At 58.7% G+C, this 23,193-nt stretch carries 21 protein-coding genes; 17 read left to right on the plus strand and 4 right to left on the minus strand.

Annotation, left to right across the window (positions count from 1 at the left end; genetic code table 11):
• Positions 1-330: 330 nt before the first annotated feature.
• Complete coding sequence (gltA, locus tag GQX66_RS24650) at positions 331-1,620, minus strand: citrate synthase (RefSeq protein WP_007959044.1); 1,290 nt, start codon at positions 1,618-1,620, stop codon at positions 331-333.
• A 364-nt stretch (positions 1,621-1,984) separates the two neighbouring features.
• Here gltA and sdhC point away from each other — a divergent pair, with 364 nt between their 5' ends.
• The 12 genes from sdhC (at position 1,985) to GQX66_RS24710 (ending at position 16,277) form a co-directional block, all read left to right on the plus strand.
• The gene (gene sdhC, locus GQX66_RS24655) at positions 1,985-2,359 is read left to right on the plus strand and encodes a succinate dehydrogenase, cytochrome b556 subunit (RefSeq protein ID WP_011333113.1); all 375 of its coding nucleotides are present in this window, start codon (positions 1,985-1,987) and stop codon (positions 2,357-2,359) included.
• A complete protein-coding gene (gene sdhD / locus GQX66_RS24660; RefSeq protein ID WP_007977503.1) occupies positions 2,353-2,721 on the plus strand; it encodes a succinate dehydrogenase, hydrophobic membrane anchor protein in 369 nt (122 codons plus the stop codon). Before sdhC ends, sdhD begins: the two co-directional genes overlap by 7 nt.
• Positions 2,722-2,724: 3 nt before the next feature.
• Positions 2,725-4,497 (plus strand): succinate dehydrogenase flavoprotein subunit, encoded by a 1,773-nt coding sequence (sdhA, locus tag GQX66_RS24665; RefSeq protein WP_085747080.1) that lies wholly within the window; start codon positions 2,725-2,727, stop codon positions 4,495-4,497.
• Positions 4,498-4,508: 11 nt separating this feature from the next.
• A complete protein-coding gene (locus GQX66_RS24670; protein WP_007959035.1) occupies positions 4,509-5,213 on the plus strand; it encodes a succinate dehydrogenase iron-sulfur subunit in 705 nt (234 codons plus the stop codon).
• A 253-nt stretch (positions 5,214-5,466) separates the two neighbouring features.
• Entirely contained in the window at positions 5,467-8,298 is a 2,832-nt protein-coding gene (locus GQX66_RS24675; protein ID WP_011333115.1) for a 2-oxoglutarate dehydrogenase E1 component, read from the plus strand.
• Positions 8,299-8,340: 42 nt separating this feature from the next.
• Positions 8,341-9,561: a 2-oxoglutarate dehydrogenase complex dihydrolipoyllysine-residue succinyltransferase gene (gene odhB, locus GQX66_RS24680; RefSeq protein WP_007959031.1), complete on the plus strand. Its 1,221-nt coding sequence runs from the start codon at positions 8,341-8,343 to the stop codon at positions 9,559-9,561.
• Positions 9,562-9,658: 97 nt separating this feature from the next.
• Positions 9,659-11,095, plus strand: coding sequence for a dihydrolipoyl dehydrogenase (gene lpdA, locus GQX66_RS24685; RefSeq protein ID WP_085682946.1), 1,437 nt, complete (start codon positions 9,659-9,661; stop codon positions 11,093-11,095).
• Positions 11,096-11,294: 199 nt separating this feature from the next.
• Positions 11,295-12,461 carry an ADP-forming succinate--CoA ligase subunit beta gene (gene sucC / locus GQX66_RS24690; protein WP_007959029.1) on the plus strand — a complete coding sequence of 389 codons (1,167 nt, stop codon included), beginning with the start codon at positions 11,295-11,297 and terminating at the stop codon, positions 12,459-12,461.
• Positions 12,461-13,345, plus strand: coding sequence for a succinate--CoA ligase subunit alpha (sucD, locus tag GQX66_RS24695; RefSeq protein WP_007959025.1), 885 nt, complete (start codon positions 12,461-12,463; stop codon positions 13,343-13,345). Before sucC ends, sucD begins: the two co-directional genes overlap by 1 nt.
• Positions 13,346-13,673: 328 nt before the next feature.
• Positions 13,674-14,987, plus strand: coding sequence for a branched-chain amino acid transport system II carrier protein (gene brnQ / locus GQX66_RS24700; protein ID WP_007959023.1), 1,314 nt, complete (start codon positions 13,674-13,676; stop codon positions 14,985-14,987).
• 151 nt (positions 14,988-15,138) lie between these two features.
• Positions 15,139-15,876, plus strand: coding sequence for a DUF599 family protein (locus GQX66_RS24705; RefSeq protein ID WP_102718431.1), 738 nt, complete (start codon positions 15,139-15,141; stop codon positions 15,874-15,876).
• Positions 15,876-16,277: an MAPEG family protein gene (locus GQX66_RS24710; RefSeq protein ID WP_064594489.1), complete on the plus strand. Its 402-nt coding sequence runs from the start codon at positions 15,876-15,878 to the stop codon at positions 16,275-16,277. Before GQX66_RS24705 ends, GQX66_RS24710 begins: the two co-directional genes overlap by 1 nt.
• Before the next feature lie 77 nt (positions 16,278-16,354).
• Here the strand turns inward: GQX66_RS24710 and GQX66_RS24715 are convergent, their stop codons facing one another.
• The gene (locus GQX66_RS24715; protein ID WP_102687970.1) at positions 16,355-16,591 is read right to left on the minus strand and encodes a hypothetical protein; all 237 of its coding nucleotides are present in this window, start codon (positions 16,589-16,591) and stop codon (positions 16,355-16,357) included.
• 158 nt (positions 16,592-16,749) lie between these two features.
• Here GQX66_RS24715 and GQX66_RS24720 point away from each other — a divergent pair, with 158 nt between their 5' ends.
• From GQX66_RS24720 to GQX66_RS24735, 4 genes are all read left to right on the plus strand, one after another.
• The gene (locus GQX66_RS24720) at positions 16,750-17,226 is read left to right on the plus strand and encodes a PaaI family thioesterase (protein ID WP_240871915.1); all 477 of its coding nucleotides are present in this window, start codon (positions 16,750-16,752) and stop codon (positions 17,224-17,226) included.
• A complete protein-coding gene (locus GQX66_RS24725; RefSeq protein ID WP_240871916.1) occupies positions 17,223-17,675 on the plus strand; it encodes a PaaI family thioesterase in 453 nt (150 codons plus the stop codon). Before GQX66_RS24720 ends, GQX66_RS24725 begins: the two co-directional genes overlap by 4 nt.
• 81 nt (positions 17,676-17,756) lie before the next feature.
• Positions 17,757-19,661 (plus strand): molecular chaperone HtpG, encoded by a 1,905-nt coding sequence (gene htpG / locus GQX66_RS24730; protein ID WP_102718433.1) that lies wholly within the window; start codon positions 17,757-17,759, stop codon positions 19,659-19,661.
• A gap of 68 nt (positions 19,662-19,729) precedes the next feature.
• Positions 19,730-20,458 (plus strand): dienelactone hydrolase family protein, encoded by a 729-nt coding sequence (locus tag GQX66_RS24735; protein WP_085747076.1) that lies wholly within the window; start codon positions 19,730-19,732, stop codon positions 20,456-20,458.
• Positions 20,459-20,659: 201 nt separating this feature from the next.
• Here GQX66_RS24735 and GQX66_RS24740 read toward each other — a convergent pair whose 3' ends face one another.
• Entirely contained in the window at positions 20,660-21,526 is an 867-nt protein-coding gene (locus GQX66_RS24740; RefSeq protein WP_240871917.1) for a pirin family protein, read from the minus strand.
• Positions 21,527-21,587: 61 nt separating this feature from the next.
• Positions 21,588-22,004 (minus strand): OsmC family protein, encoded by a 417-nt coding sequence (locus tag GQX66_RS24745; RefSeq protein ID WP_007959010.1) that lies wholly within the window; start codon positions 22,002-22,004, stop codon positions 21,588-21,590.
• Positions 22,005-22,158: 154 nt separating this feature from the next.
• Between GQX66_RS24745 and GQX66_RS24750 the strand changes: the two genes are divergently transcribed.
• Positions 22,159-23,190 carry an amidohydrolase family protein gene (locus GQX66_RS24750; RefSeq protein WP_176240488.1) on the plus strand — a complete coding sequence of 344 codons (1,032 nt, stop codon included), beginning with the start codon at positions 22,159-22,161 and terminating at the stop codon, positions 23,188-23,190.
• The last annotated feature ends 3 nt before the right edge of the window (positions 23,191-23,193 follow it).

Below are 23,193 nucleotides of genomic sequence, written 5' to 3' on the forward strand. Positions count from 1 at the left end.
AGGCGCGCAGCGCCGTGCGGCGAAGCCGCATACATCGAGAGGAGGTGCAGCGAAGCAAACCGTAGGCGATGCCCCCTGATGGACACCGTAGCGAGGGAACACTGAGCCTAGGCGAAGTGCCGTACGCCGGGGCTCAGCCTTTTTGGTTACTTTTTCGGCGTTTGGAAAAAGTGACCCGCCGTAAGGGCGGAACCCTAAGAAGCCGTTACCGCAGCAACGGATATACACCCAATCCAAAGATCGCAAAAAAACCGCAAAAACAAAAAACGGCCCCCATTCTCATGGAGGCCGTTCCCGGTACAACGCTAAGAGGCTATCGCAAGACAGCTCTTATTTGCGGTCTTCCAGCTTGGTGATATCCCGCGACTCGTAGCCAGTGTAAAGCTGACGCGGACGGCCAATCTTGTACGGGCTGGAGAGCATTTCCTTCCAGTGCGAAATCCAGCCGACAGTACGTGCCAGGGCGAAGATCACAGTGAACATGCTGGTCGGAATGCCGATCGCCTTGAGGATGATCCCCGAGTAGAAGTCGACGTTCGGGTACAGCGAGCGCTCGATGAAGTACGGATCGGTCAGAGCGATCTCTTCCAGACGCATGGCCAGTTCGAGTTGCGGATCGTTCTGGATGCCCAGTTCCTTCAACACTTCGTCGCAGGTCTGCTTCATTACAGTCGCGCGAGGGTCGCGGTTCTTGTAGACGCGGTGACCGAAGCCCATCAGCTTGAACGGATCGTTCTTGTCCTTGGCCTTGGCGATGAACTTGTCGATGTTCGAAACATCGCCGATTTCATCGAGCATGGTCAGCACGGCTTCGTTCGCACCGCCGTGGGCAGGGCCCCACAGTGCGGCGATGCCGGCGGCGATACAGGCGAACGGGTTGGCACCCGAAGAGCCCGCCAGACGCACGGTGGAGGTCGAAGCGTTCTGCTCGTGGTCGGCGTGGAGGATGAAGATCCGGTCCATGGCCTTGGCGAGTACCGGGCTGATCGGTTTGATCTCGCACGGGGTGTTGAACATCATGTGCAGGAAGTTTTCCGCGTACGACAGATCGTTGCGCGGGTACATCATGGGTTGGCCCATGGAGTACTTGTAAACCATCGCGGCCAGGGTCGGCATCTTGGCAACCAGGCGGATCGCGGAGATTTCGCGATGCTGCGGGTTATTGATGTCGAGGGAGTCGTGGTAGAAGGCCGAGAGGGCGCCGACTACACCACACATGACGGCCATCGGGTGGGCGTCACGGCGGAAGCCGTTGAAAAAGGTTTTCAGCTGCTCGTGAACCATGGTGTGGTTCTTCACGGTGCCGACGAACTGGGCCTTTTGCTCTGCAGTCGGCAGTTCGCCGTTCAGCAGCAGGTAGCAGGTTTCCAGGTAGTCCGACTTTTCAGCCAGCTGTTCGATCGGGTAGCCGCGGTGCAGCAGGATGCCGTTGTCGCCGTCGATATAGGTGATCTTCGATTCGCAGGAAGCGGTCGACATGAAACCGGGGTCGAAAGTGAAGCGGCCCGTGGCCGTCAGGCCCCGAACATCGATAACATCGGGACCAACGGTGCCGGTTAAAATGGGCAGCTCGACGGGGGCTGCGCCCTCGATGATCAACTGCGCTTTTTTGTCAGCCATGTGGCCTCCTATTTATGCTTGAAATCATCAGACAGACCCCCCACGCAGGGCCCGCACCACTATAGTGAGATAAATTCGAATGTCAATTTGCCTAAAGTCTTGCTCCAGAAGGCTTTAACCGTACTTTTTCCTCGAAATTGCCTGCCATTTACGCCTTTTATACGACTTGTGCAATCCGCTATTGGGGGTAGGCGATTGCGTTGTCATTAGTAGCCTAACTGTCTATACTCGGCGACCGACCGCCAAGGGCTTTTGGGCTTGCTTTCATTGGGGGTCGCATCCCTGGGTGGTGGTTACCTGACCAGTGCACTCCCCAACAACTTTGCCCTGATTGTTAGGGGCTCTTCAGTGTGAAAAAAAAGCCGTGAAAAGCCAACGACCTGTAAACCTAGACCTAAGGACCATCAAACTCCCCATCACCGGCGTTACGTCGTTTCTTCACCGTGTTTCCGGCATCATCCTCTTCCTGGGCCTTGGCATCATGCTTTATGCATTGGGCAAATCCCTGGGTTCCGAGGAAGGTTATGTCGAGGTGAAGGCATGCTTGACCAGCCCGCTGGCCAAGTTCGTAGCATGGGGCCTCCTGTCCGCTCTTCTGTATCACCTGGTTGCCGGTGTGCGCCACTTGATCATGGACATGGGCATCGGTGAGACGCTGGAAGGCGGCCGCCTGGGCTCGAAACTGATCATCGCCGTTTCCGTGGTGCTGATCGTTCTGGCAGGAGTTTGGATATGGTAACCAGCGTTACAAACCTTTCGCGTTCGGGCCTCTATGACTGGATGGCACAGCGTGTGTCTGCGGTCGTTCTCGCGGCTTATTTCATATTCCTGATCGGCTACCTCGCCGCGAACCCGGGCATTGGCTACGACCAATGGCACGGCCTGTTCGCCCACAACGGAATGCGTATCTTCAGTCTGCTGGCACTGGTTGCCCTGGGCGCTCACGCCTGGGTCGGCATGTGGACCATCGCGACCGACTACCTGACGCCAATGGCGCTGGGCAAGTCCGCGACTGCAGTACGTTTCCTTTTCCAGGCAGTATGCGGCGTCGCGATGTTCGCTTACTTCGTCTGGGGTGTGCAGATTCTCTGGGGTATCTGATTCATGGCTAACATTCCAACGATTTCTTTCGACGCCATCATTATTGGTGGCGGCGGTGCCGGCATGCGCGCAGCGCTGCAACTGGCACAGGGCGGTCACAAGACTGCCGTGATCACCAAGGTTTTCCCGACCCGTTCGCACACTGTGTCCGCACAGGGCGGGATCACCTGCGCCATCGCTTCGGCCGACCCGAACGATGACTGGCGCTGGCACATGTACGATACCGTCAAGGGTTCCGACTACATCGGTGACCAGGACGCTATCGAATACATGTGTCAGGAAGGCCCGGCTGCCGTTTTCGAGCTGGACCACATGGGTCTGCCGTTCTCGCGTACCGAGCAAGGCCGTATCTACCAGCGTCCGTTCGGCGGTCAGTCGAAGGATTACGGTAAAGGCGGGCAGGCTGCCCGTACCTGCGCCGCTTCCGACCGTACCGGTCACGCGCTGCTGCACACCCTTTATCAGGGCAACCTGAAAGCCGGTACCACGTTCCTGAACGAGTACTACGCTGTCGACCTGGTGAAAAACCAGGAAGGCGAATTCGTCGGTGTGATCGCGATCTGCATCGAAACCGGTGAAACCACCTACATCCGCGCCAAAGCCACCGTACTGGCTACCGGCGGTGCAGGTCGTATCTATGCATCCACCACCAACGCCCTGATCAACACCGGTGACGGCGTCGGCATGGCTCTGCGTGCTGGCGTGCCGGTACAAGACATCGAAATGTGGCAGTTCCACCCGACCGGCATCGCCGGCGCCGGTGTACTGGTTACCGAAGGTTGCCGTGGTGAAGGTGGTTACCTGATCAACAAGCACGGCGAGCGTTTCATGGAGCGTTATGCTCCGAACGCCAAAGACCTTGCCGGTCGTGACGTTGTTGCCCGTTCGATGGTTAAGGAAATCATCGCCGGCAACGGTTGCGGTCCGAATGGCGACCACGTGATGCTCAAACTCGACCACCTGGGCGAGGAAGTGCTGCACAGCCGTCTGCCAGGCATCTGCGAACTGTCGAAGACTTTCGCCCACGTTGACCCGGTGGTTGCGCCGGTTCCGGTTGTTCCGACTTGCCACTACATGATGGGCGGCGTTGCCACCAACATTCACGGTCAGGCGATCACCCAGGACGCCGAAGGCGTGGATCAGATCATTCCTGGTCTGTTCGCGGTAGGTGAAGTGGCTTGCGTATCGGTTCACGGTGCCAACCGTCTGGGCGGCAACTCGCTGCTCGACCTGGTGGTATTCGGCCGCGCTGCCGGTCTGCACCTGGAGAAGGCGCTGACCGACGGCATCGAATACGACGACGCTACCGAAGCCGACATCGACGCTGCCCTGGCGCGTCTGAACGCCCTGAACAACCGTACCGACGGCGAAGACGTCGCTACCCTGCGTCGCGAGCTGCAAAGCTGCATGCAGAACTACTTCGGTGTATTCCGTACCGGCGAATACATGCAGAAGGGTATTGCCCAGCTGGCTGATCTGCGCAAGCGCATCGCCAATGTGAAGATCAACGACAAGTCGCAGGCGTTCAACACTGCACGTATCGAAGCGCTGGAACTGCAAAACCTGCTGGAAGTGGCTGAAGCTACCGCCATCGCTGCCGAAGTACGTAAAGAGTCCCGCGGCGCTCACGCCCGTGAAGACTTCGAAGACCGTGACGACGAAAACTGGCTGTGCCACACCCTGTACTTCCCGGGTGAGAAACGCGTCGCCAAGCGTGCCGTGAACTTCTCGCCGAAGACTGTTCCGACTTTCGAACCTAAAGTCCGGACTTATTAAGGGTGACCGCCATGTTGCAAGTCAGTGTTTATCGTTACAACCCTGATCAGGACGCTGCGCCGTTCATGCAGGAATTCCAGGTCGATACCGGTGGTAAAGACCTGATGGTGCTGGACGTGCTCGCCCTGATCAAAGAGCAGGACGAAGGTTTCTCCTATCGTCGCTCCTGCCGTGAAGGCGTCTGTGGCTCCGACGGCATGAACATCAACGGCAAGAACGGCCTGGCGTGCATCACGCCGTTGTCCGCTGTCGTCAAAGGTAACAAGCTGATCGTTCGTCCGCTGCCAGGTTTGCCGGTTATCCGTGACCTGGTTGTCGATATGAGCATCTTCTACAAGCAATACGAGAAGGTTAAGCCATTCCTGCAGAACGACACGCCGGCTCCGGCCATCGAGCGTCTGCAGTCCCCTGAAGAGCGTGAAAAGCTCGACGGTCTGTACGAGTGCATCCTGTGCGCCTGCTGCTCGACCTCTTGCCCGTCCTTCTGGTGGAACCCGGACAAGTTCCTGGGTCCAGCTGCACTGCTGCAAGCGTACCGCTTCCTGGCAGACAGCCGTGATACCAAGACCTCCGAGCGTCTGGCGTCCCTCGATGACCCGTTCAGCGTCTTCCGCTGCCGGGGCATCATGAACTGCGTCAACGTATGTCCGAAAGGCCTGAACCCGACTAAGGCCATCGGTCACATCCGTAACATGCTGCTTTCGAGCGGCGTGTGATTCAGCTGCTGTAACCGCTGTACCCGCAGAGGGCTTAGGCGCGGGCTTCAACCCGCGCCATGGCTATAACCAGAGCAGCAGCCATAAGCTGCGGCTCTTATTTTGAAGAAATGAGACAAGCAGGGGCATCCGGGCTGGTACCCGGACTATCAGTGTGATCCTAAGTGGCTTGTTTTGGTCGCTGCATTCGGACTTCTGCAAGCTTGCTCGGTGTCGGCACCGATGGTGTTCCCCTAACCGAGGGTGACCAAGCATGCAAGAAAGCGTGATGCAGCGCATGTGGAACAGCGCCTACCTTTCAGGTGGAAACGCTGCCTATGTGGAAGAGCTCTACGAGCTCTACCTGCACGACCCTAACGCTGTGCCAGAAGAGTGGCGCACCTACTTTCAGAAGCTGCCTGCCGACGGCAGCTCTGCCACCGATGTTTCGCACTCCACAATTCGCGATCATTTCGTGCTGCTGGCAAAGAACCAGCGCCGCGCCCAACCGGTTTCCGCCGGCAGCGTGAGCAGTGAGCACGAGAAGAAGCAAGTTGAAGTGCTGCGATTGATCCAGGCCTACCGTATGCGTGGCCACCAGGCAGCCCAGCTTGACCCGCTGGGGCTGTGGCAGCGTCCTGCACCTGCAGACCTGTCGATCAATCACTACGGCTTGACCAATGCCGATCTTGATACGACCTTCCGTGCCGGCGACCTGTTCATCGGCAAAGAGGAAGCGAGCCTACGCGAAATTCACGAAGCGTTGCAGCAGACATATTGCCGCACCATCGGCGCTGAATTTACGCACATCACCGATTCCGAGCAGCGCCAGTGGTTCCAGCAGCGTCTGGAAAGCGTGCGTGGCCGTCCGGAATATTCCGCGGACATCAAGAGCCACCTGCTCGAGCGCGTGACGGCCGGTGAAGGCCTGGAAAAATACCTGGGCACCAAATACCCGGGCACCAAGCGTTTCGGTCTGGAAGGCGGCGAAAGCCTGATTCCGATGCTCGACGAACTGATCCAGCGTTCCGGTTCCTACGGCACCAAGGAAGTCGTCATCGGCATGGCCCACCGTGGCCGTCTGAACGTACTGGTCAACACCTTCGGCAAGAACCCGCGCGAGCTGTTCGACGAGTTCGAAGGCAAGAAGAAGGTCGAGCTGGGTTCCGGTGACGTTAAATACCACCAGGGCTTCTCGTCCAACGTAATGACCACCGGCGGTGAAGTTCACCTGGCCATGGCGTTCAACCCGTCCCACCTGGAAATCGTTTCCCCGGTGGTCGAGGGTTCGGTTCGCGCCCGTCAGGATCGTCGCAACGACCCTACCGGTGAGAAGGTTCTGCCGATCTCCATCCACGGTGATGCGGCATTCGCCGGTCAGGGCGTGGTGATGGAAACCTTCCAGATGTCGCAGACCCGCGGTTTCAAGACCGGCGGTACCGTGCACATCGTGATCAACAACCAGGTTGGTTTCACCATCAGCAACCCGCTGGACTCGCGTTCCACCGAGTACGCGACCGACGTTGCGAAAATGATCCAGGCGCCGATCCTCCATGTGAATGGTGATGATCCGGAAGCCGTATTGTTCGTGACCCAGCTGGCCATCGACTACCGCATGCAGTTCAAGCGTGACGTGGTGATCGACCTGGTCTGCTACCGTCGTCGCGGCCACAACGAGGCCGACGAGCCAAGCGGCACCCAGCCTCTGATGTATCAGCAGATCACCAAGCAGCGCACCACCCGTGAGCTGTACGCTGATCGTCTGACCCAGGCCGGTGTGCTGGACGCAGAGCGTGTTCAGGCGAAAGTCGACGAATACCGCAACGCGCTGGACAACGGTCTGCACGTAGTGAAATCGCTGGTCAAAGAGCCGAACAAAGAGCTGTTCGTGGACTGGCGTCCGTATCTGGGCCACGCCTGGACTGCGCGTCACGACACTCGTTTCGACCTCAAGACCCTGCAGGAACTGTCCGCCAAGCTGCTGGAAATTCCGGAAGGCTTCGTGGTTCAGCGCCAGGTCGCGAAGATCTACGAAGACCGTCAGAAGATGCAAGCCGGCGGCCTGCCGATCAACTGGGGTTACGCCGAAACCATGGCGTACGCGACCCTGGCGTTCGAAGGTCACCCGATCCGCATGACCGGTCAGGACATCGGCCGCGGTACGTTCTCGCACCGTCACGCTGTGCTGCACAACCAGAAAGATGCCGGTACCTACATTCCGCTCAAGCATCTGTATGAAGGTCAGCCACGCTTCGACCTGTACGACTCGTTCCTGTCGGAAGAAGCCGTACTGGCGTTCGAATACGGTTACTCGACCACCACGCCGAACGCGCTGGTGATCTGGGAAGCCCAGTTCGGCGACTTCGCCAACGGTGCACAGGTCGTTATCGACCAGTTCATCACCAGCGGCGAGCACAAGTGGGGCCGTCTCTGCGGTCTGACCATGCTGCTGCCACACGGCTACGAAGGTCAGGGCCCTGAGCACAGCTCGGCACGTCTTGAGCGTTACCTGCAGCTGTGCGCCGAGCACAACATTCAGGTGTGCATGCCGACCACTCCGGCCCAGATCTACCACTTGCTGCGCCGTCAGGTGATTCGCCCGCTGCGCAAGCCATTGGTCGTTCTGACTCCAAAGTCGCTGCTGCGCCACAAACTGGCCATCTCGACCCTGGAAGATCTGGCCGAAGGTTCGTTCCAGACCGTTATCCCGGAAATCGATGCCCTGGACCCGAAAAAGGTCGAGCGCGTTGTTCTGTGCAGTGGCAAGGTTTACTACGACCTGCTGGAAAAACGTCGTGCCGAAGGCCGCGAAGATATCGCCATCGTGCGTATCGAGCAGCTGTACCCGTTCCCTGAGGACGACTTGAAAGAAGTCCTGGCTCCTTACACCAACGCCAAAGCGGCCGTGTGGTGTCAGGAAGAGCCGATGAACCAGGGCGCCTGGTACTGCAGCCAGCACCACCTGCGTCGCAGCATCAGCAACCTCAACAAATCTCTCGTACTCGAGTACGCGGGCCGTGAGGCTTCTGCTGCCCCAGCATGTGGTTACGCATCGATGCACGCCGAGCAGCAGGAACAACTGCTGCAAGACGCGTTTACCGTTTAACGCCTTCGCGCACCTGAAACCGAATTTAAGGAACCACAGATAATGGCTATCGAGATCAAAGCCCCCACTTTCCCGGAATCGGTTGCCGATGGCACCGTTGCCACCTGGCACAAACAACCGGGCGACGCCGTCAAGCGTGACGAACTGATCGTCGACATCGAAACCGACAAAGTCGTACTGGAAGTGCTGGCTACCGCCGACGGCGTGCTGGGCGCAATCGTCAAGGGCGAGGGCGAAACCGTCCTGTCCGACGAAGTGCTGGGCTCCATCGTTGAAGGCGGCGCTGCTGCTGCCGCCCCGGCTGCCGCTGCTGCTCCGGCCGCTGCTGCCGCTGCTCCAGCCGCCGATGGCGAAGACGACCCGATCGCCGCTCCTGCCGCGCGCAAGCTGGCTGAAGAGAACGGCATCAACATCGCTTCCGTTGCCGGCACCGGCAAAGGCGGTCGCGTGACCAAGGAAGACGTGGTTGCAGCCGTTGCTGCCAAGAAAGCCGCTCCGGCTGCCGCGCCTGCCAAGGCTGCTGCTCCGGCCGCCGCCGCTCCTGTGTTCGCCGCTGGCGACCGCATCGAGAAGCGCGTTCCGATGACTCGCGTTCGTGCCACCGTTGCCAAGCGTCTGGTTGAAGCTCAATCGAACATGGCGATGCTGACCACTTTCAACGAAGTCGACATGACCGAAGTCATGGCCCTGCGTTCGAAGTACAAGGACCTGTTCGAGAAGTCCCACAACGGCGTACGCCTGGGCTTCATGTCGTTCTTCGTGAAGGCTGCCACCGAAGCGCTGAAACGCTTCCCGGCGGTCAACGCTTCGATCGACGGCAACGACATCGTTTACCACGGTTATGCCGACATCGGCGTCGCTGTTTCCAGCGACCGTGGCCTGGTGGTTCCGGTTCTGCGTAACGCCGAACACATGAGCCTGGCTGAAATCGAAGGCGGCATCGCCACCTTCGGCAAGAAAGCCCGTGACGGCAAACTGTCGATGGACGAAATGACCGGCGGCACCTTCACCATCACCAACGGTGGTACCTTCGGTTCGATGATGTCGACTCCGATCGTCAACCCGCCGCAGGCAGCGATTCTGGGCATGCACAACATCATCCAGCGTCCGATGGCCATCAACGGTCAGGTCGTGATCCGTCCGATGATGTACCTGGCACTGTCCTACGATCACCGTCTGATCGATGGCAAAGAAGCTGTAACCTTCCTGGTGACCATCAAGAACCTGCTGGAAGATCCGGCTCGTCTGTTGCTGGATATCTGATAGAAGCAGTCACGCGCTGCAAGCTTCAAGCTGCGGGAAAACGCAGCCTGGCTTGCAGCGCGCGGCTTGAAGCTTTTCGCTAAAGAGGATTTTTTGAATGTCGCAGAAATTTGACGTAGTAGTGATCGGTGCGGGCCCTGGCGGCTACGTGGCAGCTATCAAGGCCGCGCAACTCGGCCTGAGCACTGCCTGCATCGAGAAGTACACCGATGCTGAAGGCAAGCAAGCCCTGGGCGGCACCTGCCTGAACGTAGGCTGCATTCCTTCCAAGGCGCTGCTGGACAGCTCCTGGAAATACAAGGAAGCGAAAGAAAGCTTCAACGTCCACGGTATCTCGACCGGCGAAGTCAAAATGGACGTCGCTGCGATGGTTGGCCGCAAGGCTGGCATCGTCAAGAACCTGACCGGTGGTGTTGCCACTCTGTTCAAGGCCAACGGCGTTACTTCGATCCAGGGCCACGGCAAACTGCTGGCCGGCAAGAAAGTCGAAGTCACCAAGCCGGACGGCTCGGTTGAAGTCATCGAAGCCGAAAACGTCATCCTGGCTCCAGGTTCGCGTCCGATCGACATTCCACCGGCTCCGGTCGATCAGAAAGTCATCGTCGATTCGACTGGCGCACTGGAATTCCAGACCGTACCCAAGCGTCTGGGCGTGATCGGTGCTGGCGTGATCGGTCTGGAACTGGGTTCGGTCTGGTCGCGTCTGGGTGCAGAAGTAACTGTCCTGGAAGCACTGGACACCTTCCTGATGGCAGCGGACACCGCTGTTTCCAAGGAAGCGCTGAAAACCCTGACCAAACAGGGTCTGGACATCAAACTGGGCGCTCGCGTAACCGGCTCGAAAGTGAACGGCGACGAAGTCGTTGTGAACTACACCGACGCCAACGGCGAACAGACCATCACTTTCGACAAGCTGATCGTAGCCGTTGGTCGCCGTCCGGTGACCACTGATCTGCTGGCTGCCGACAGCGGCGTGACCCTGGACGAGCGCGGTTTCGTGCACGTTGACGATCACTGCGCCACCACCGTACCGGGCGTTTACGCCATCGGTGACGTGGTTCGCGGCATGATGCTGGCTCACAAGGCCTCGGAAGAGGGCATCATGGTTGTAGAGCGCATCAAAGGCCACAAGGCCCAGATGAACTATGACCTGATCCCTTCGGTTATTTATACTCACCCGGAAATCGCATGGGTCGGTAAAACCGAGCAGGCCTTGAAAGCTGAAGGCGTTGAAGTTAACGTCGGCACCTTCCCGTTCGCAGCATCCGGCCGTGCCATGGCCGCCAACGATACCGGTGGTTTCGTCAAGGTCATCGCCGATGCCAAGACTGACCGCGTATTGGGCGTGCACGTGATTGGCCCGAGCGCTGCAGAACTGGTTCAGCAGGGCGCGATCGGTATGGAATTCGGCACCAGCGCTGAAGACCTGGGCATGATGGTTTTCTCCCATCCGACCCTGTCCGAAGCCTTGCACGAAGCAGCTCTGGCAGTGAATGGCGGCGCCATCCACATTGCCAACCGCAAGAAGCGTTAAGACACAATAAGAAACCACGGCGGTACGGCCCGTCGTGAGCCTTGCGTGCAAGACTCACCGCGGAATGTCCGCTGGACGCAGCCTTGCGTAGCTGCACCGGGTATCCGGAAAGGCTACGCAAGCAGCAGTCACAGGTGGCGCGGCACTCATAAAGAGCGCAGCGCCGAATGCGCAGTACCTAACGAAGACGGTAAAAAGCATGAATCTTCACGAGTATCAGGGTAAGCAGCTGTTCGCTGAATACGGCCTGCCAGTTTCCACTGGTTTCGCAGTAGACACCCCGGAAGCAGCAGCAGAAGCTTGCGACAAAATCGGCGGCAACGAGTGGGTTGTCAAAGCCCAGGTTCACGCCGGTGGTCGCGGTAAAGCGGGCGGCGTCAAGCTGGTTCGCAGCAAAGAAGACGCCAAAGCCTTCGCACAGCAGTGGCTGGGCAAGCGTCTGGTGACTTACCAGACTGACGCCAACGGCCAGCCAGTCACCAAGATCCTGGTTGAATCGTGCACTGATATCGCTAAAGAGCTGTACCTGGGCGCTGTCGTTGACCGTTCGAGCCGTCGCATCGTGTTCATGGCCTCCACCGAAGGTGGCGTGGACATCGAGAAAATCGCTCACGACACTCCAGAAAAAATTCTGAAAGCCACTATCGATCCACTGGTTGGCGCTCAGCCATTCCAGGGTCGCGAGCTGGCATTCCAGCTGGGTCTGGAAGGCAAGCAGGTTGCTCAGTTCGCCAAGATCTTCGTAGGTCTGGCCAAGCTGTTCAAGGATCACGACCTGGCTCTGCTGGAAGTGAACCCGCTGGTGATCAAGGCTGATGGCGATCTGCACTGCCTGGATGCCAAGATCAACATCGACGCCAACGCAATGTACCGTCAGCCCAAGCTGAAGACTTTCCACGATCCGTCGCAGGACGATCCGCGCGAAGCGCACGCTGCCAAGTTCGAACTGAACTACGTAGCGCTGGAAGGCAACATCGGCTGCATGGTGAACGGTGCCGGCCTGGCCATGGGTACCATGGACATCGTCAACCTGCACGGCGGCAAGCCAGCCAACTTCCTCGACGTAGGCGGTGGTGCTACCAAAGAACGCGTAACCGAAGCTTTCAAAATCATTCTGTCCGACAGCAATGTCGCTGCAGTACTGGTTAACATCTTCGGCGGCATCGTTCGTTGCGACATGATTGCCGAAGGCATCATCGGTGCAGTGAAAGAAGTCGGCGTGAAAATCCCGGTTGTTGTTCGTCTTGAAGGCAACAACGCTGAACTGGGCGCTAAAGTACTGGCAGAAAGCGGTTTGAACATCATCGCTGCTACCAGCCTGACCGACGCTGCTCAACAAGTCGTTAAAGCTGCGGAGGGCAAGTAATGAGCGTCCTGATCAATAAAGACACCAAAGTAATCTGCCAGGGCTTCACCGGTGCGCAGGGTACTTTCCACTCCGAACAAGCCATTGCCTACGGCACCAAAATGGTTGGCGGCGTGACTCCAGGCAAAGGTGGCACCACTCACCTGAACCTGCCTGTGTTCAACACCGTGAAAGAAGCTGTAGAAGCCACTGGCGCCACCGCCAGCGTCATCTACGTTCCGGCTCCTTTCTGCAAGGACTCGATCCTGGAAGCAGCTTTCGGCGGCATCAAGCTGATCGTCTGCATCACCGAAGGCATTCCTACCCTGGACATGCTGGACGCCAAAGTTAAGTGCGACGAGCTGGGTGTTACCCTGATCGGCCCTAACTGCCCAGGCGTGATCACCCCAGGCGAATGCAAGATCGGCATCATGCCAGGTCACATTCACTTGCCAGGCAAGGTCGGTATCGTTTCCCGTTCCGGCACCCTGACCTACGAAGCTGTGAAGCAGACTACTGACGCCGGTTTCGGTCAGTCGACTTGCGTCGGCATCGGTGGTGACCCGATCCCGGGTTCGAACTTCATCGACATCCTGAAGCTGTTCCAGGAAGACCCGAAGACCGAAGCGATCGTCATGATCGGCGAGATCGGCGGTTCGGCTGAAGAAGAAGCGGCTGCCTACATCAAGGCACACGTGACCAAGCCGGTTGTTTCCTACATCGCTGGTGTGACTGCTCCTCCGGGCAAGCGCATGGGCCATGCTGGCGCAATCATCTCCGGCGGCAAAGGCACTGCAGACGAGAAATTCGCTGCTCTGCAAGACGCAGGCGTGAAAACCGTGCGTTCGCTGGCAGACATCGGCAAGGCCCTGGCCGAGCTGACTGGCTGGGAAGTGAAGAAGTAAGCTTCGGCTGACTTCTCTGCTCCAGCAACAAAGGCCACCTTAGGGTGGCCTTTGTCGTTTCTGGCGTTCGGGTGGACGATGGCAATTTATAAGCACTCACCCAATAACATGCAAAAACGCGACACAGAAACGTCGCGTATCGGATAGTTCGCCCTCTAACAGTGCGTTTGTCGGGCAAATTCGTTAGGCTAGCCGCCATTTTGCGTCTGCCGCCCACAAGGCATGCAACGCGCTAAACGGGTCAGTCTTATACGGATTGACAGCATTTCCCTAACCCCACAGGGAAATCCCCCTCTAAATTCCGATTCAGTAGTGTGGTATTTCCTTAATGAAAGTTTTGAAAGGTCAGGACATCCTGGCACTTGGCTTTATGACATTCGCCCTGTTCGTCGGGGCCGGCAACATCATCTTCCCGCCTATCGTCGGTTTGCAGTCCGGGCCAAACGTCTGGATGGCGGCGCTGGGCTTCCTGATCACGGCGGTCGGTCTGCCGGTGGTCACTGTGGTCGCACTGGCCAAGGTTGGTGGCGCAATGGACGCCCTGAGCAGCCCGATCGGCAAGATCGCCGGTGGTGTACTGGCTGCAGCGTGCTATCTCGCGGTCGGTCCGCTGTTCGCCACCCCGCGTACCGCGACCGTTTCCTTTGAAGTGGGGCTGGCGCCGTTGACCGGCGAGAGCCCGCTGGCACTGTTCCTCTACAGCTCGGTGTACTTCCTGCTGGTGTTCTTCATTTCGCTCTACCCTGGGCGTCTGCTGGACACCGTCGGTCGCTTCCTCGCGCCGCTGAAGATCATCGCCCTGGCTGTGCTCGGCATCGCTGCGTTCGCACTGCCGGCCGGTGATATCGGTGTGGCTACCCCGGAATATGTCGCGGCACCGTTCTCCCAAGGGTTCATCAATGGTTACCTGACCATGGATACCCTGGGCGCGCTGGTGTTCGGCATCGTCATCGTCAACGCGATCCGCTCCCGTGGCGTCGAGTCGCCGGCGCTGATCACCCGCTACGCGATCATCGCCGGGCTGATTGCCGGTGTCGGTCTGGCGCTGGTGTATGTCAGCCTGTTCCGTCTGGGTTCCGGCAGCCATGAAGTGGCGGCGGGCGCGACCAACGGCGCGGCGGTGCTGCACGCTTACGTGCAACACACCTTCGGTTCGCTGGGCAGTGGCTTCCTTGCCGTGCTGATCTCCCTGGCGTGCCTGGTGACCGCTGTCGGCCTGACCTGCGCCTGTGCCGAATACTTCAGCCGCGTACTGCCGCTGTCGTACAAGACCCTGGTGATCATCCTGGCGGCGTTCTCGCTGCTGGTGTCCAACCTGGGCCTGACCAAGCTGATCGCGTTCTCGATCCCGGTGCTGACCGCAATCTACCCGCCGTGCATCGTGCTGGTGGCGCTGAGCTTCTGTGCAGCGTTCTGGCATGAGCAGAGCCGCATCATGGGCCCGGTGATGCTGGTGTCGTTCGTGTTCGGCACCATCGATGCGTTGAAAGGCGCCGGTCTGGCGGACTGGATGCCATCGCAACTGGCCCACCTGCCGCTGAGCGAGCAAGGTCTGGCGTGGCTGGTGCCGTGCGTGATGACCCTGGTGGTTGCCGTGGTTTGCGACCGCCTGCTGGGCAAGCGCGCCGAAGCACTCGCCTAAGATTGCCGGGCCGCCACGAGCGGCTGCCGAGCGATTAAACAGAAATGCCCCGTATCAATCGATACGGGGCATTTTTTATGGGCTTCAGGCAGTGTCTTTTTCCCCCGACTAACGTCGAAGGGGTGCCGAAATCTTCATCACAGGGAATTGCATGTCGTTCATCCAAGCCAACCTGATCCACCTGCTGGCCGCGCTCTGGTTTGTCATCTGCTGGGGCGGTTACACCCGTTATGCCACCTGGAAGGCCCGTGACACCGCGTGCCTGGCCAGCGTGCTGCATCTGTACCGCGAAGACTGGATGCGCCGCATGCTGCTGCGTGACAACCGTATTGCCGACGCCAGCGTGATCGGCAACCTGGAGCGCAACGCCTCGTTCTTCGCCTCCAGCACGCTGATTATCCTGGCGGGCATCCTGACCGTGCTTGGCGCGTCCGAGCGCGCGGTGTCGCTGCTGGCGGACATTCCGATGGTGCAACAGGCCTCGCAGGGCATGTCGGAGATCAAGTTGCTGTGCCTGGCGCTGGTGTTTGTCTATGCCTTCTTCACTTTCAGCTGGTGCATGCGCCAGTACAACTTCGCCGCCATTCTGGTCGGCTCGGCCCCGATGATCGGTGAGCGGCAGGTGTCGGAGCAGGAGCGCAAGGCGTTCGCCTCGCGGGCGGCTCGAGTGATTTCGATGGCGGCCAACCAGTTCAACTTCGGTCTGCGTTCCTACTACTTCGGGATGAGCATGCTGGCGTGGTTCGTCAGCCCGTGGCTGTTCATGTTGATGAGCGCAGGCGTGGTGCTGGTGTTGTATCGCCGGGAGTTTCATTCCGACGTGCTCGATGTAATGGTCTATACCCCTACAGAGGCGCCATTGCCCGAAGCGAACAAAGAGGTTGCTTGATGAGTATTCCGTTCTGGTGTGTGTTTATCAGTGCATTGTTGATCTACGTGGCGCGGATGCCGGTCGGCAAGGCCATGAAAGAGCAGGGCGGTTACAACAACCATCTGCCGCGTCAGCAGCAGGCGCAACTCACCGGTTACGGAGCCCGGGCGCTGGCGGCACATCAGAACAGCATCGAAGCCTTCATTCTGTTTGCCGTTGGCGTGCTGATGGCGCATACCACGCAGACGGCGGGATGGCTGATCGATACATTAGCGATCATCTTCGTGATCTCAAGGATTTTCTATTTGTGGTTTTATCTGGCGGATATTCCAAAATTGCGCAGTCTGGTCTGGCTGGTCGGCTTAGTGTGTTCATTGTTGCTGATGATTAGTCCGACTTTTAGAACAGTCTTGCTCTAAGCCGGCACTGGCAAAAAATGACCGGCAAAAGAAAACCCGCACTTGGCGGGTGTTCTTTTTTGCCATCGAGAAGCGGCTTATTGCTTCTTGGCAGCTTCTTCTTGCGCTGCAGCGTTCGATTCGGCCTGAGCTTTGGCAGCTTCGGCGTTTTCTTTCGCTGCGTCGTTCACTTTTTCCTGAGCTTTGTTCATGTCTTGCTGAGCTTGTTCAGCATGTTGGTTGGCATCTTGAGCTTTGTCCTCGGATTTTTTATCGCAGGCAGCGAGACCGAGGGAAGCGGTCAACATCAAGGCAATAGCTAAAGTCTTACGCATGGGGTGTTTCTCCTTATGGAAAATAACTACTGGCCTTAAGAGCTCAGGCCCAAGGCTTAAGTTCCTCATTTCTTTCAGATATATAAGTTTGTTTTGCAATGGAACTTTTGCTGTTCTTTCCACTACTGGGAATGACGACTAACAAGAGTAATTATCAAATGGCCGAAAACCCCGTTTTTGAGCGTGCGACACGGTTTCTCTCGGCCTTGCGCCACTGTCAGGTGCTGGGATTGAAGGTGCACAGCGCAAGTAGCGAAGGTCTGACGGTGGTGCTGCCATACAGTGCGCAGATCGTTGGCAACCCGCTGACCGGCGTCATCCACGGCGGGGCGATCACGTCGCTGATGGACACCGCGTGCGGCATGTCGACCCTGTGCGTGCTGCCGGAATTCGAAGTCTGCCCGACCCTCGATCTGCGCATCGACTACATGCACGCCGCCGAGCCGCATAAAGACGTCTATGGCTTCGCCCAATGTTATCGAATCACCACCGATGTGATCTTCGCTCGCGGCTTCGCCTATCAGGATGATCCCGAGCAGCCGATTGCCCACGTCGTCGGCACCTTCATGCGCATGGGCAAAGGCCTTAAAGGCACCAAAGGCTTTGGTGGCGCGATCAAGGGAGAAAAACGATGAGCGATGATTTCAAGCAGCAGCTGCAAGAGGCCCACGAGAAGGGTGACTACGCGCCGCTGCTGAAACTGATCCCCTACGCCGGACTCATCGGCGTCGAGTGCTCGCGAGTCGGTGATGATTTACTGTTCAAGTTGCCGGCCAACAAGGACAACATTGGTAACCCTTTATTGCCGGCGATCCACGGCGGGGTGATTGCCGGGTTCATGGAGCTGTCTGCGGCCCTGCACCTGCTGATTTTCACCGGCGCGCCGGGTGTGCCGAAGATTATCGATTTCTCCCTCGATTACCTGCAGGCCGGGCAGTTTCGCGACACCTGGGCCCGGTGTCAGGTCTGCCGTCAGGGCCGGCGGGTGGCCAACGTCGCGGTCACGGCGTGGCAAAGCACCGAAAGCGAACCGATTGCCACTGCCCGCGCGCACTTCAAAATCGATGAGCCCTTGAAATCCTGAAGCACGCCCCCAACTCACAGAACAACCCGCCGCCGACCAGCAAGGTCGCGGCCAATGCCATCTGATTGGAGTTTGATGACCATGAGTGTGGAAACTCAAAAGGAAACCCTGGGCTTCCAGACCGAGGTGAAGCAACTGCTGCACCTCATGATCCATTCGCTGTATTCCAACAAGGAAATCTTCCTTCGCGAATTGATCTCGAACGCCTCTGACGCCGTCGACAAATTGCGCTTCGAAGCCCTGGCCAAGCCTGAGTTGCTTGAAGGTGGCGATGAACTGAAAATCCGTGTGAGCTTCGACAAGGACGCCAAGACCGTCACCCTCGAAGACAACGGCATTGGCATGAACCGTGACGATGTGATCACCCACCTGGGTACCATCGCCAAATCCGGCACCGCCGATTTCATGAAAAACCTGTCCGGCGATCAGAAGAAGGATTCGCACCTGATCGGTCAGTTCGGTGTGGGCTTCTACTCGGCCTTCATCGTCGCTGACAAAGTTGACGTGTACAGCCGTCGCGCCGGCACCGCCGCCAGCGAAGGCGTGCACTGGTCGTCGAAAGGCGAGGGCGAATTCGAAGTCGCCACCATCGACAAGCCGGAGCGCGGCACCCGCATCGTTCTGCACCTGAAATCCGGTGAAGACGAGTTCGCCGATGGCTGGCGTCTGCGCAACATCATCAAGAAGTACTCCGACCACATCGCGCTGCCGATCGAGCTGCCGAAAGAAGTGGCCGCTGCCGAAGGCGAAGAGAAGCCTGAAGTTGAATGGGAAACCGTCAACCGCGCCAGCGCTCTGTGGACCCGTCCTCGCACCGAAGTGAAGGACGAGGAATACCAGGAGTTCTACAAACACATCGCCCACGACTTCGAAAATCCGCTGTCGTGGAGCCACAACAAGGTCGAAGGCAAGCTCGAGTACAGCTCGCTGCTGTACGTGCCGGCCCGCGCACCGTTCGATCTGTACCAGCGTGAAGCGCCAAAAGGCCTGAAGCTGTACGTACAGCGCGTGTTCGTGATGGATCAGGCCGAGTCCTTCCTGCCGCTGTACCTGCGCTTCATCAAGGGCGTGGTCGACTCCAACGACCTGTCGCTGAACGTGTCGCGGGAAATCCTGCAGAAAGACCCGATCATCGACTCGATGAAATCGGCGCTGACCAAGCGTGTTCTGGACATGCTGGAAAAACTGGCGAAGAACGAGCCTGAGCAATACAAGGGCTTCTGGAAAAACTTCGGTCAGGTCATGAAAGAAGGCCCGGCAGAAGATTTCGCCAACAAGGAAAAAATTGCCGGTCTGCTGCGTTTCGCATCGACCAACGGCACCGATGGCGAGCAGATCGTCGGTCTGGCCGAGTACCTGGCGCGCGCCAAGGAAGGTCAGGACAAGATCTACTACCTCACCGGCGAAACCTACGCGCAGGTCAAGAACAGCCCGCACCTGGAAGTCTTCCGCAAGAAAGGCATCGAAGTGCTGCTGCTGACCGACCGTATCGACGAGTGGCTGATGAGCTACCTCAGCGAATTCGACGGCAAGACGTTTGTCGACGTCGCGCGCGGTGACCTGGACCTGGGCAACCTGGACTCGGAAGAGGACAAGAAGGCCGCAGAAGAAGTCGCCAAGTCGAAAGAAGGTCTGGTCGAGCGTCTGAAAACCGCACTGGGCGATTCCGTTGCCGAAGTCCGGGTTTCCCATCGCCTGACCGATTCGCCGGCCATCCTGGCGATTGGCGAGCAGGACCTGGGTCTGCAAATGCGTCAGATCCTCGAAGCCAGCGGGCAAAAGGTGCCGGATTCGAAGCCGATCTTCGAATTCAACCCGAGCCACCCGCTGATCGAGAAGCTCGACAACGAGGCCAGCGAAGATCGCTTCAGCGACCTGTCGCACATCCTCTTCGACCAGGCCGCCCTGGCGGCGGGCGACAGCTTGAAAGACCCGGCCGCTTACGTGAAGCGTCTGAACAAGCTGCTGGTTGAACTGTCGGTTTAACCAAGCTGCAGAAAAACCCGCTTCGGCGGGTTTTTTCATTCTGGTGTTCAACCAATCAGGAGTCAGAAATGAGCCAAGTCACTGTACGTTCCGTGGTCTATCAGATTGACGGCCAGCCTTATGAAGGTCGCCTGGCGTTCGACGCCGAGCACAAAGGCGCGCGTCCGGGTCTGTTGATGGCGCCGAACTGGATGGGTGTCAGCGCTGGCGCTGAAGAGATCGCCAAATCGGTGGCGGCCAAGGGTTATGTGGTGCTGATCGCTGACGTGTACGGCCAGGCGGTGCGTCCGCAGAATGCCGATCAGGCCGGTGCGGCGATGATGCCGCTGAAGGACGACCGCGCGCTGCTGCGCAAGCGTATGCAGGCCGCGTTCGAACAATTGCAGAAGCAGGGCGAGGCGGCGGTCGATACCTCGAAACTGGCGGTGTTCGGCTTCTGCTTCGGCGGTTGCTGTGCGCTGGATCTGGCCCGCACCGGTGCGCCGGTGAAAGCGGCGGTGTCGTTCCACGGCACGCTGGATTCGCCGAACCCGGCGGACGCGAAGAACATCAAGGGCTCGGTGCTGGTGCTGCACGGTGCTTCCGATCCGCTGGTGCCGAAAGAGCAGTTGCCGGCATTCGAAGACGAGATGAACGCTGCTGGTGTGGACTGGCAGTTGCTGAGCTACGGCGGCGCGGTGCACTCGTTCACCGATCCGCACGCCAATGTGCCGGGCAAGATGATGTACGACGCGAAGACCGCAGCGCGTGCGTTCAAGTCGATGCATGACTTGCTGGAAGAAGTGTTCAAGGGCTGAAGCCTAAGAGCAAAAGCCCCTCACCCTAACCCTCTCCCAGAGGGAGAGGGGACTGACCGTAAGTTTCTCGAGAGTTGCATCGACCTGAAAGTGAATCACCGAATCCATAATCGACTCGGTGTTTCAGGTCGATGTATGACATAAGACACCTCGGTCGGCTCCCTCTCCTCCTGGGAGAGGGCTGGGGTGAGGGCAGGCGGTTTAACGCGGTAATTCAATCCGCTCGACTTCCCCCGGCACGGTCGGCCAATCCCCGGCCGCCCACTTGCGCCGCGCCTCATCGATCGCCGCCGGATCGCTCGCGACAAAATTCCAGTTGATCCGCCGTGGCCCGTCCAGTGGCGCACCGCCGAACAACACCGCGTGGCTGTCGCTTTCGGCAAACAGGCTCATCTCTTCCCCGGCCGGCAATACCACCAGCGCATGGGGTTCGACCGCTTCGCCATTCAATTGCACGTCACCGCTCAAGACATACAGCGCCCGTTCTTCATGTTCGGTCGGGATCAGCAGTGTGGTCGCGGTCTGCATCTTCAGTTCGGCATACAGCGTAGGAGAAAGCACCGGCACCGGCGATTCCAGGCAAAAGCCTGACCCGGCGATCATGCGGATCTGTACGCCGAGGTTGTCGCTGACCGGCAAGGTCGAGGCCGGGTGATGGCTGTAATGCCCCGGGCCTTGTTCGTGATCCTTGGGCGAGGCGAGCCAGATTTGCAGGCCGTGCATCTTGAAGCTTTGCTCCCACAGCGGTTCGGGCGTGCGCTCGACGTGAGCGATCGCCGTGCCGGCGGTCATCCAGCTGACATCGCCGGCGCTGACCACCTGATCCGAGCCCAGGCTGTCCTTGTGCTGGATCTGCCCGTCGAACAAATACGTGAGGGTCGACAGACCGATGTGCGGATGCTGTCGGATGTTCATGCCTTTGCCCGCCGGATAAACCGTTTCGAGCATGTGGTCGAAAAACACGAAAGGCCCGACGCTGCGGCATTTGGCTGACGGCAGCGGGCGCAGGATCGGCTGGCCTTCGACGTCTTCGGCGCGCGGGCGGATGATCAGGGGTTGGGTGTCCATGGTCCATTCCAGGCTGAGCGGGTGATGCGTGGAGCATAACCCGCCGGTGTCGTCGGGGTGATTACTGGCTGTCGAAGCCGACGGGGGCGTGGGTTTCGATGGTGACTTCGCTGGTGGTCATCAGCTTGTGGATCGGGCAGCGATCGGCAACGCGCAGCAGTTCTTCGCGCTGGGCATCGGTGAGCACACCCTTCAGGGTAAGGGTCACGTGCAGCGCGTACTTGCCTTTCTGTTCCTGGCTGTTGTCGCGTTTGACCTCAACGCCGACGCCGGTCAGCGGGATGTCCTTTTTCTTTGCGTACAGCTTCAGGGTCAGAGCCTTGCAGGCACCGAGGGCGGCGTCGAAGTAATCGTGCGGCTCCGGAGCCGAGCCTTCACCGCCGGCAGTCGTCGGGACATCGGCAAACAGCTCATGCTCATCGATCTGAACGGTGTGGCGAAAACCCTCGGCGGACACGGTATTGACGGTAACGGTCATGTGAACCTCGCAAGCAGTAGGAAAAGGGATTCGATCAAAAAAGGACCTTGCAGGTATAGAGCATTTTCCACACAGGCGCGTTCCACTTTCTTGCCGGGTGAACCCTCGTTGCCCGGCGAGGGTCTAGGCTATGCCTGTCTGCCGGAGAATGCTTGTGTCCGTGTTTCGTTTGAGCCTTGCCTGCCTGATGGCTTTCACCGGCGCCGCCAGTGCCCGGGAATACACCTACAGTGACGCGCACCTGCATTACGTGGATTTTTTCCAGGAAACTGCCGGCATGCCGAAATTGCTGACGGCCATGAAGGAAAACTCCATCGAGCACGTGATGATTTCCGGCATTCCCGTGGCGAAGAAATGGCACGAAGACGAGCCGAAGCGCCCGCGTTATTACGCTGGCGATGATGCCGATGCCTATTGGTACAGCGCGACTGACGTGATCGTCGCCGACGCGGTGCAGAAGCTGACACCTGAGCAACGCCAGTACTTTCACCCGTTTCTTTCAGGCTTCAACCCCAACGACAAGAACTCCGCCACGCACATCCAGCGCATGCTCGATCTGTATCCCGGCTTGTGGCAGGGCATCGGCGAGGTCTTCACCCGTCACGACGACCTCACCGCACTGACCTCCGGCGATACGCCGCGTGCCAATAACGAAGCCATGACCCGCATCTATCACCTGGCCGCCGAGCACGATCTGCCGGTGATGCTGCATTCCAACATCACCTCCAAGCGTGAGAAGAATCCGCTGTACCTGAAGGAAATCGAAGAGCCGCTGCGTAATCATCCGCACACCCGGTTTATCTGGGCGCATGCCGGCACCAGTGCTGAAATCCATCGTCATCAGACGCAGCTGGATTTTCTGCTGCCGACCCTTACCCGAATGCTGGAGGCGTATCCGAACCTGTTCATCGATCTGTCGTGGAGCCTGCTGACGCCTTATCTGCTGGACGAAAAGAGCCAGCCGCGAGCCGAGTGGGTGCAATTGGTGGAGCGCTATCCGGATCGCTTCATGATCGGTTCGGACGTGGTCGGGCGATTCAACAAACTCGGCAAGGAAATCCATGGTTTCAAGCCGTTTCTCGACGCCTTGCCTGAGGCGGTCGCGAAAAAAGTCGCACGGGACAACTTCCTGGGGATATTGCCGCGAACAGCGCTCAAGTCCGGCAAAACCGCGCTGAATCGTTAATGC

The organism is Pseudomonas sp. B707 (assembly GCF_022496685.1).
Taxonomy (GTDB): domain Bacteria; phylum Pseudomonadota; class Gammaproteobacteria; order Pseudomonadales; family Pseudomonadaceae; genus Aquipseudomonas; species Aquipseudomonas paraglycinae.

Excerpts from the sequence above, each read along its gene's own strand:
- gltA (WP_007959044.1), bottom strand. The coding sequence starts at position 1,620 with ATGGCTGACAAAAAAGCGCAGTTGATCATCGAGGGCGCAGCCCCCGTC.
- sdhD (WP_007977503.1), top strand. The coding sequence starts at position 2,353 with ATGGTAACCAGCGTTACAAACCTTTCGCGTTCGGGCCTCTATGACTGG.
- sdhA (WP_085747080.1), top strand. The coding sequence starts at position 2,725 with ATGGCTAACATTCCAACGATTTCTTTCGACGCCATCATTATTGGTGGC.
- GQX66_RS24670 (WP_007959035.1), top strand. The coding sequence starts at position 4,509 with ATGTTGCAAGTCAGTGTTTATCGTTACAACCCTGATCAGGACGCTGCG.
- GQX66_RS24675 (WP_011333115.1), top strand. The coding sequence starts at position 5,467 with ATGCAAGAAAGCGTGATGCAGCGCATGTGGAACAGCGCCTACCTTTCA.
- odhB (WP_007959031.1), top strand. The coding sequence starts at position 8,341 with ATGGCTATCGAGATCAAAGCCCCCACTTTCCCGGAATCGGTTGCCGAT.
- lpdA (WP_085682946.1), top strand. The coding sequence starts at position 9,659 with ATGTCGCAGAAATTTGACGTAGTAGTGATCGGTGCGGGCCCTGGCGGC.
- sucC (WP_007959029.1), top strand. The coding sequence starts at position 11,295 with ATGAATCTTCACGAGTATCAGGGTAAGCAGCTGTTCGCTGAATACGGC.
- sucD (WP_007959025.1), top strand. The coding sequence starts at position 12,461 with ATGAGCGTCCTGATCAATAAAGACACCAAAGTAATCTGCCAGGGCTTC.
- brnQ (WP_007959023.1), top strand. The coding sequence starts at position 13,674 with ATGAAAGTTTTGAAAGGTCAGGACATCCTGGCACTTGGCTTTATGACA.
- GQX66_RS24705 (WP_102718431.1), top strand. The coding sequence starts at position 15,139 with ATGTCGTTCATCCAAGCCAACCTGATCCACCTGCTGGCCGCGCTCTGG.
- GQX66_RS24710 (WP_064594489.1), top strand. The coding sequence starts at position 15,876 with ATGAGTATTCCGTTCTGGTGTGTGTTTATCAGTGCATTGTTGATCTAC.
- GQX66_RS24715 (WP_102687970.1), bottom strand. The coding sequence starts at position 16,591 with ATGCGTAAGACTTTAGCTATTGCCTTGATGTTGACCGCTTCCCTCGGT.
- GQX66_RS24720 (WP_240871915.1), top strand. The coding sequence starts at position 16,750 with ATGGCCGAAAACCCCGTTTTTGAGCGTGCGACACGGTTTCTCTCGGCC.
- GQX66_RS24725 (WP_240871916.1), top strand. The coding sequence starts at position 17,223 with ATGAGCGATGATTTCAAGCAGCAGCTGCAAGAGGCCCACGAGAAGGGT.
- htpG (WP_102718433.1), top strand. The coding sequence starts at position 17,757 with ATGAGTGTGGAAACTCAAAAGGAAACCCTGGGCTTCCAGACCGAGGTG.
- GQX66_RS24735 (WP_085747076.1), top strand. The coding sequence starts at position 19,730 with ATGAGCCAAGTCACTGTACGTTCCGTGGTCTATCAGATTGACGGCCAG.
- GQX66_RS24740 (WP_240871917.1), bottom strand. The coding sequence starts at position 21,526 with ATGGACACCCAACCCCTGATCATCCGCCCGCGCGCCGAAGACGTCGAA.
- GQX66_RS24745 (WP_007959010.1), bottom strand. The coding sequence starts at position 22,004 with ATGACCGTTACCGTCAATACCGTGTCCGCCGAGGGTTTTCGCCACACC.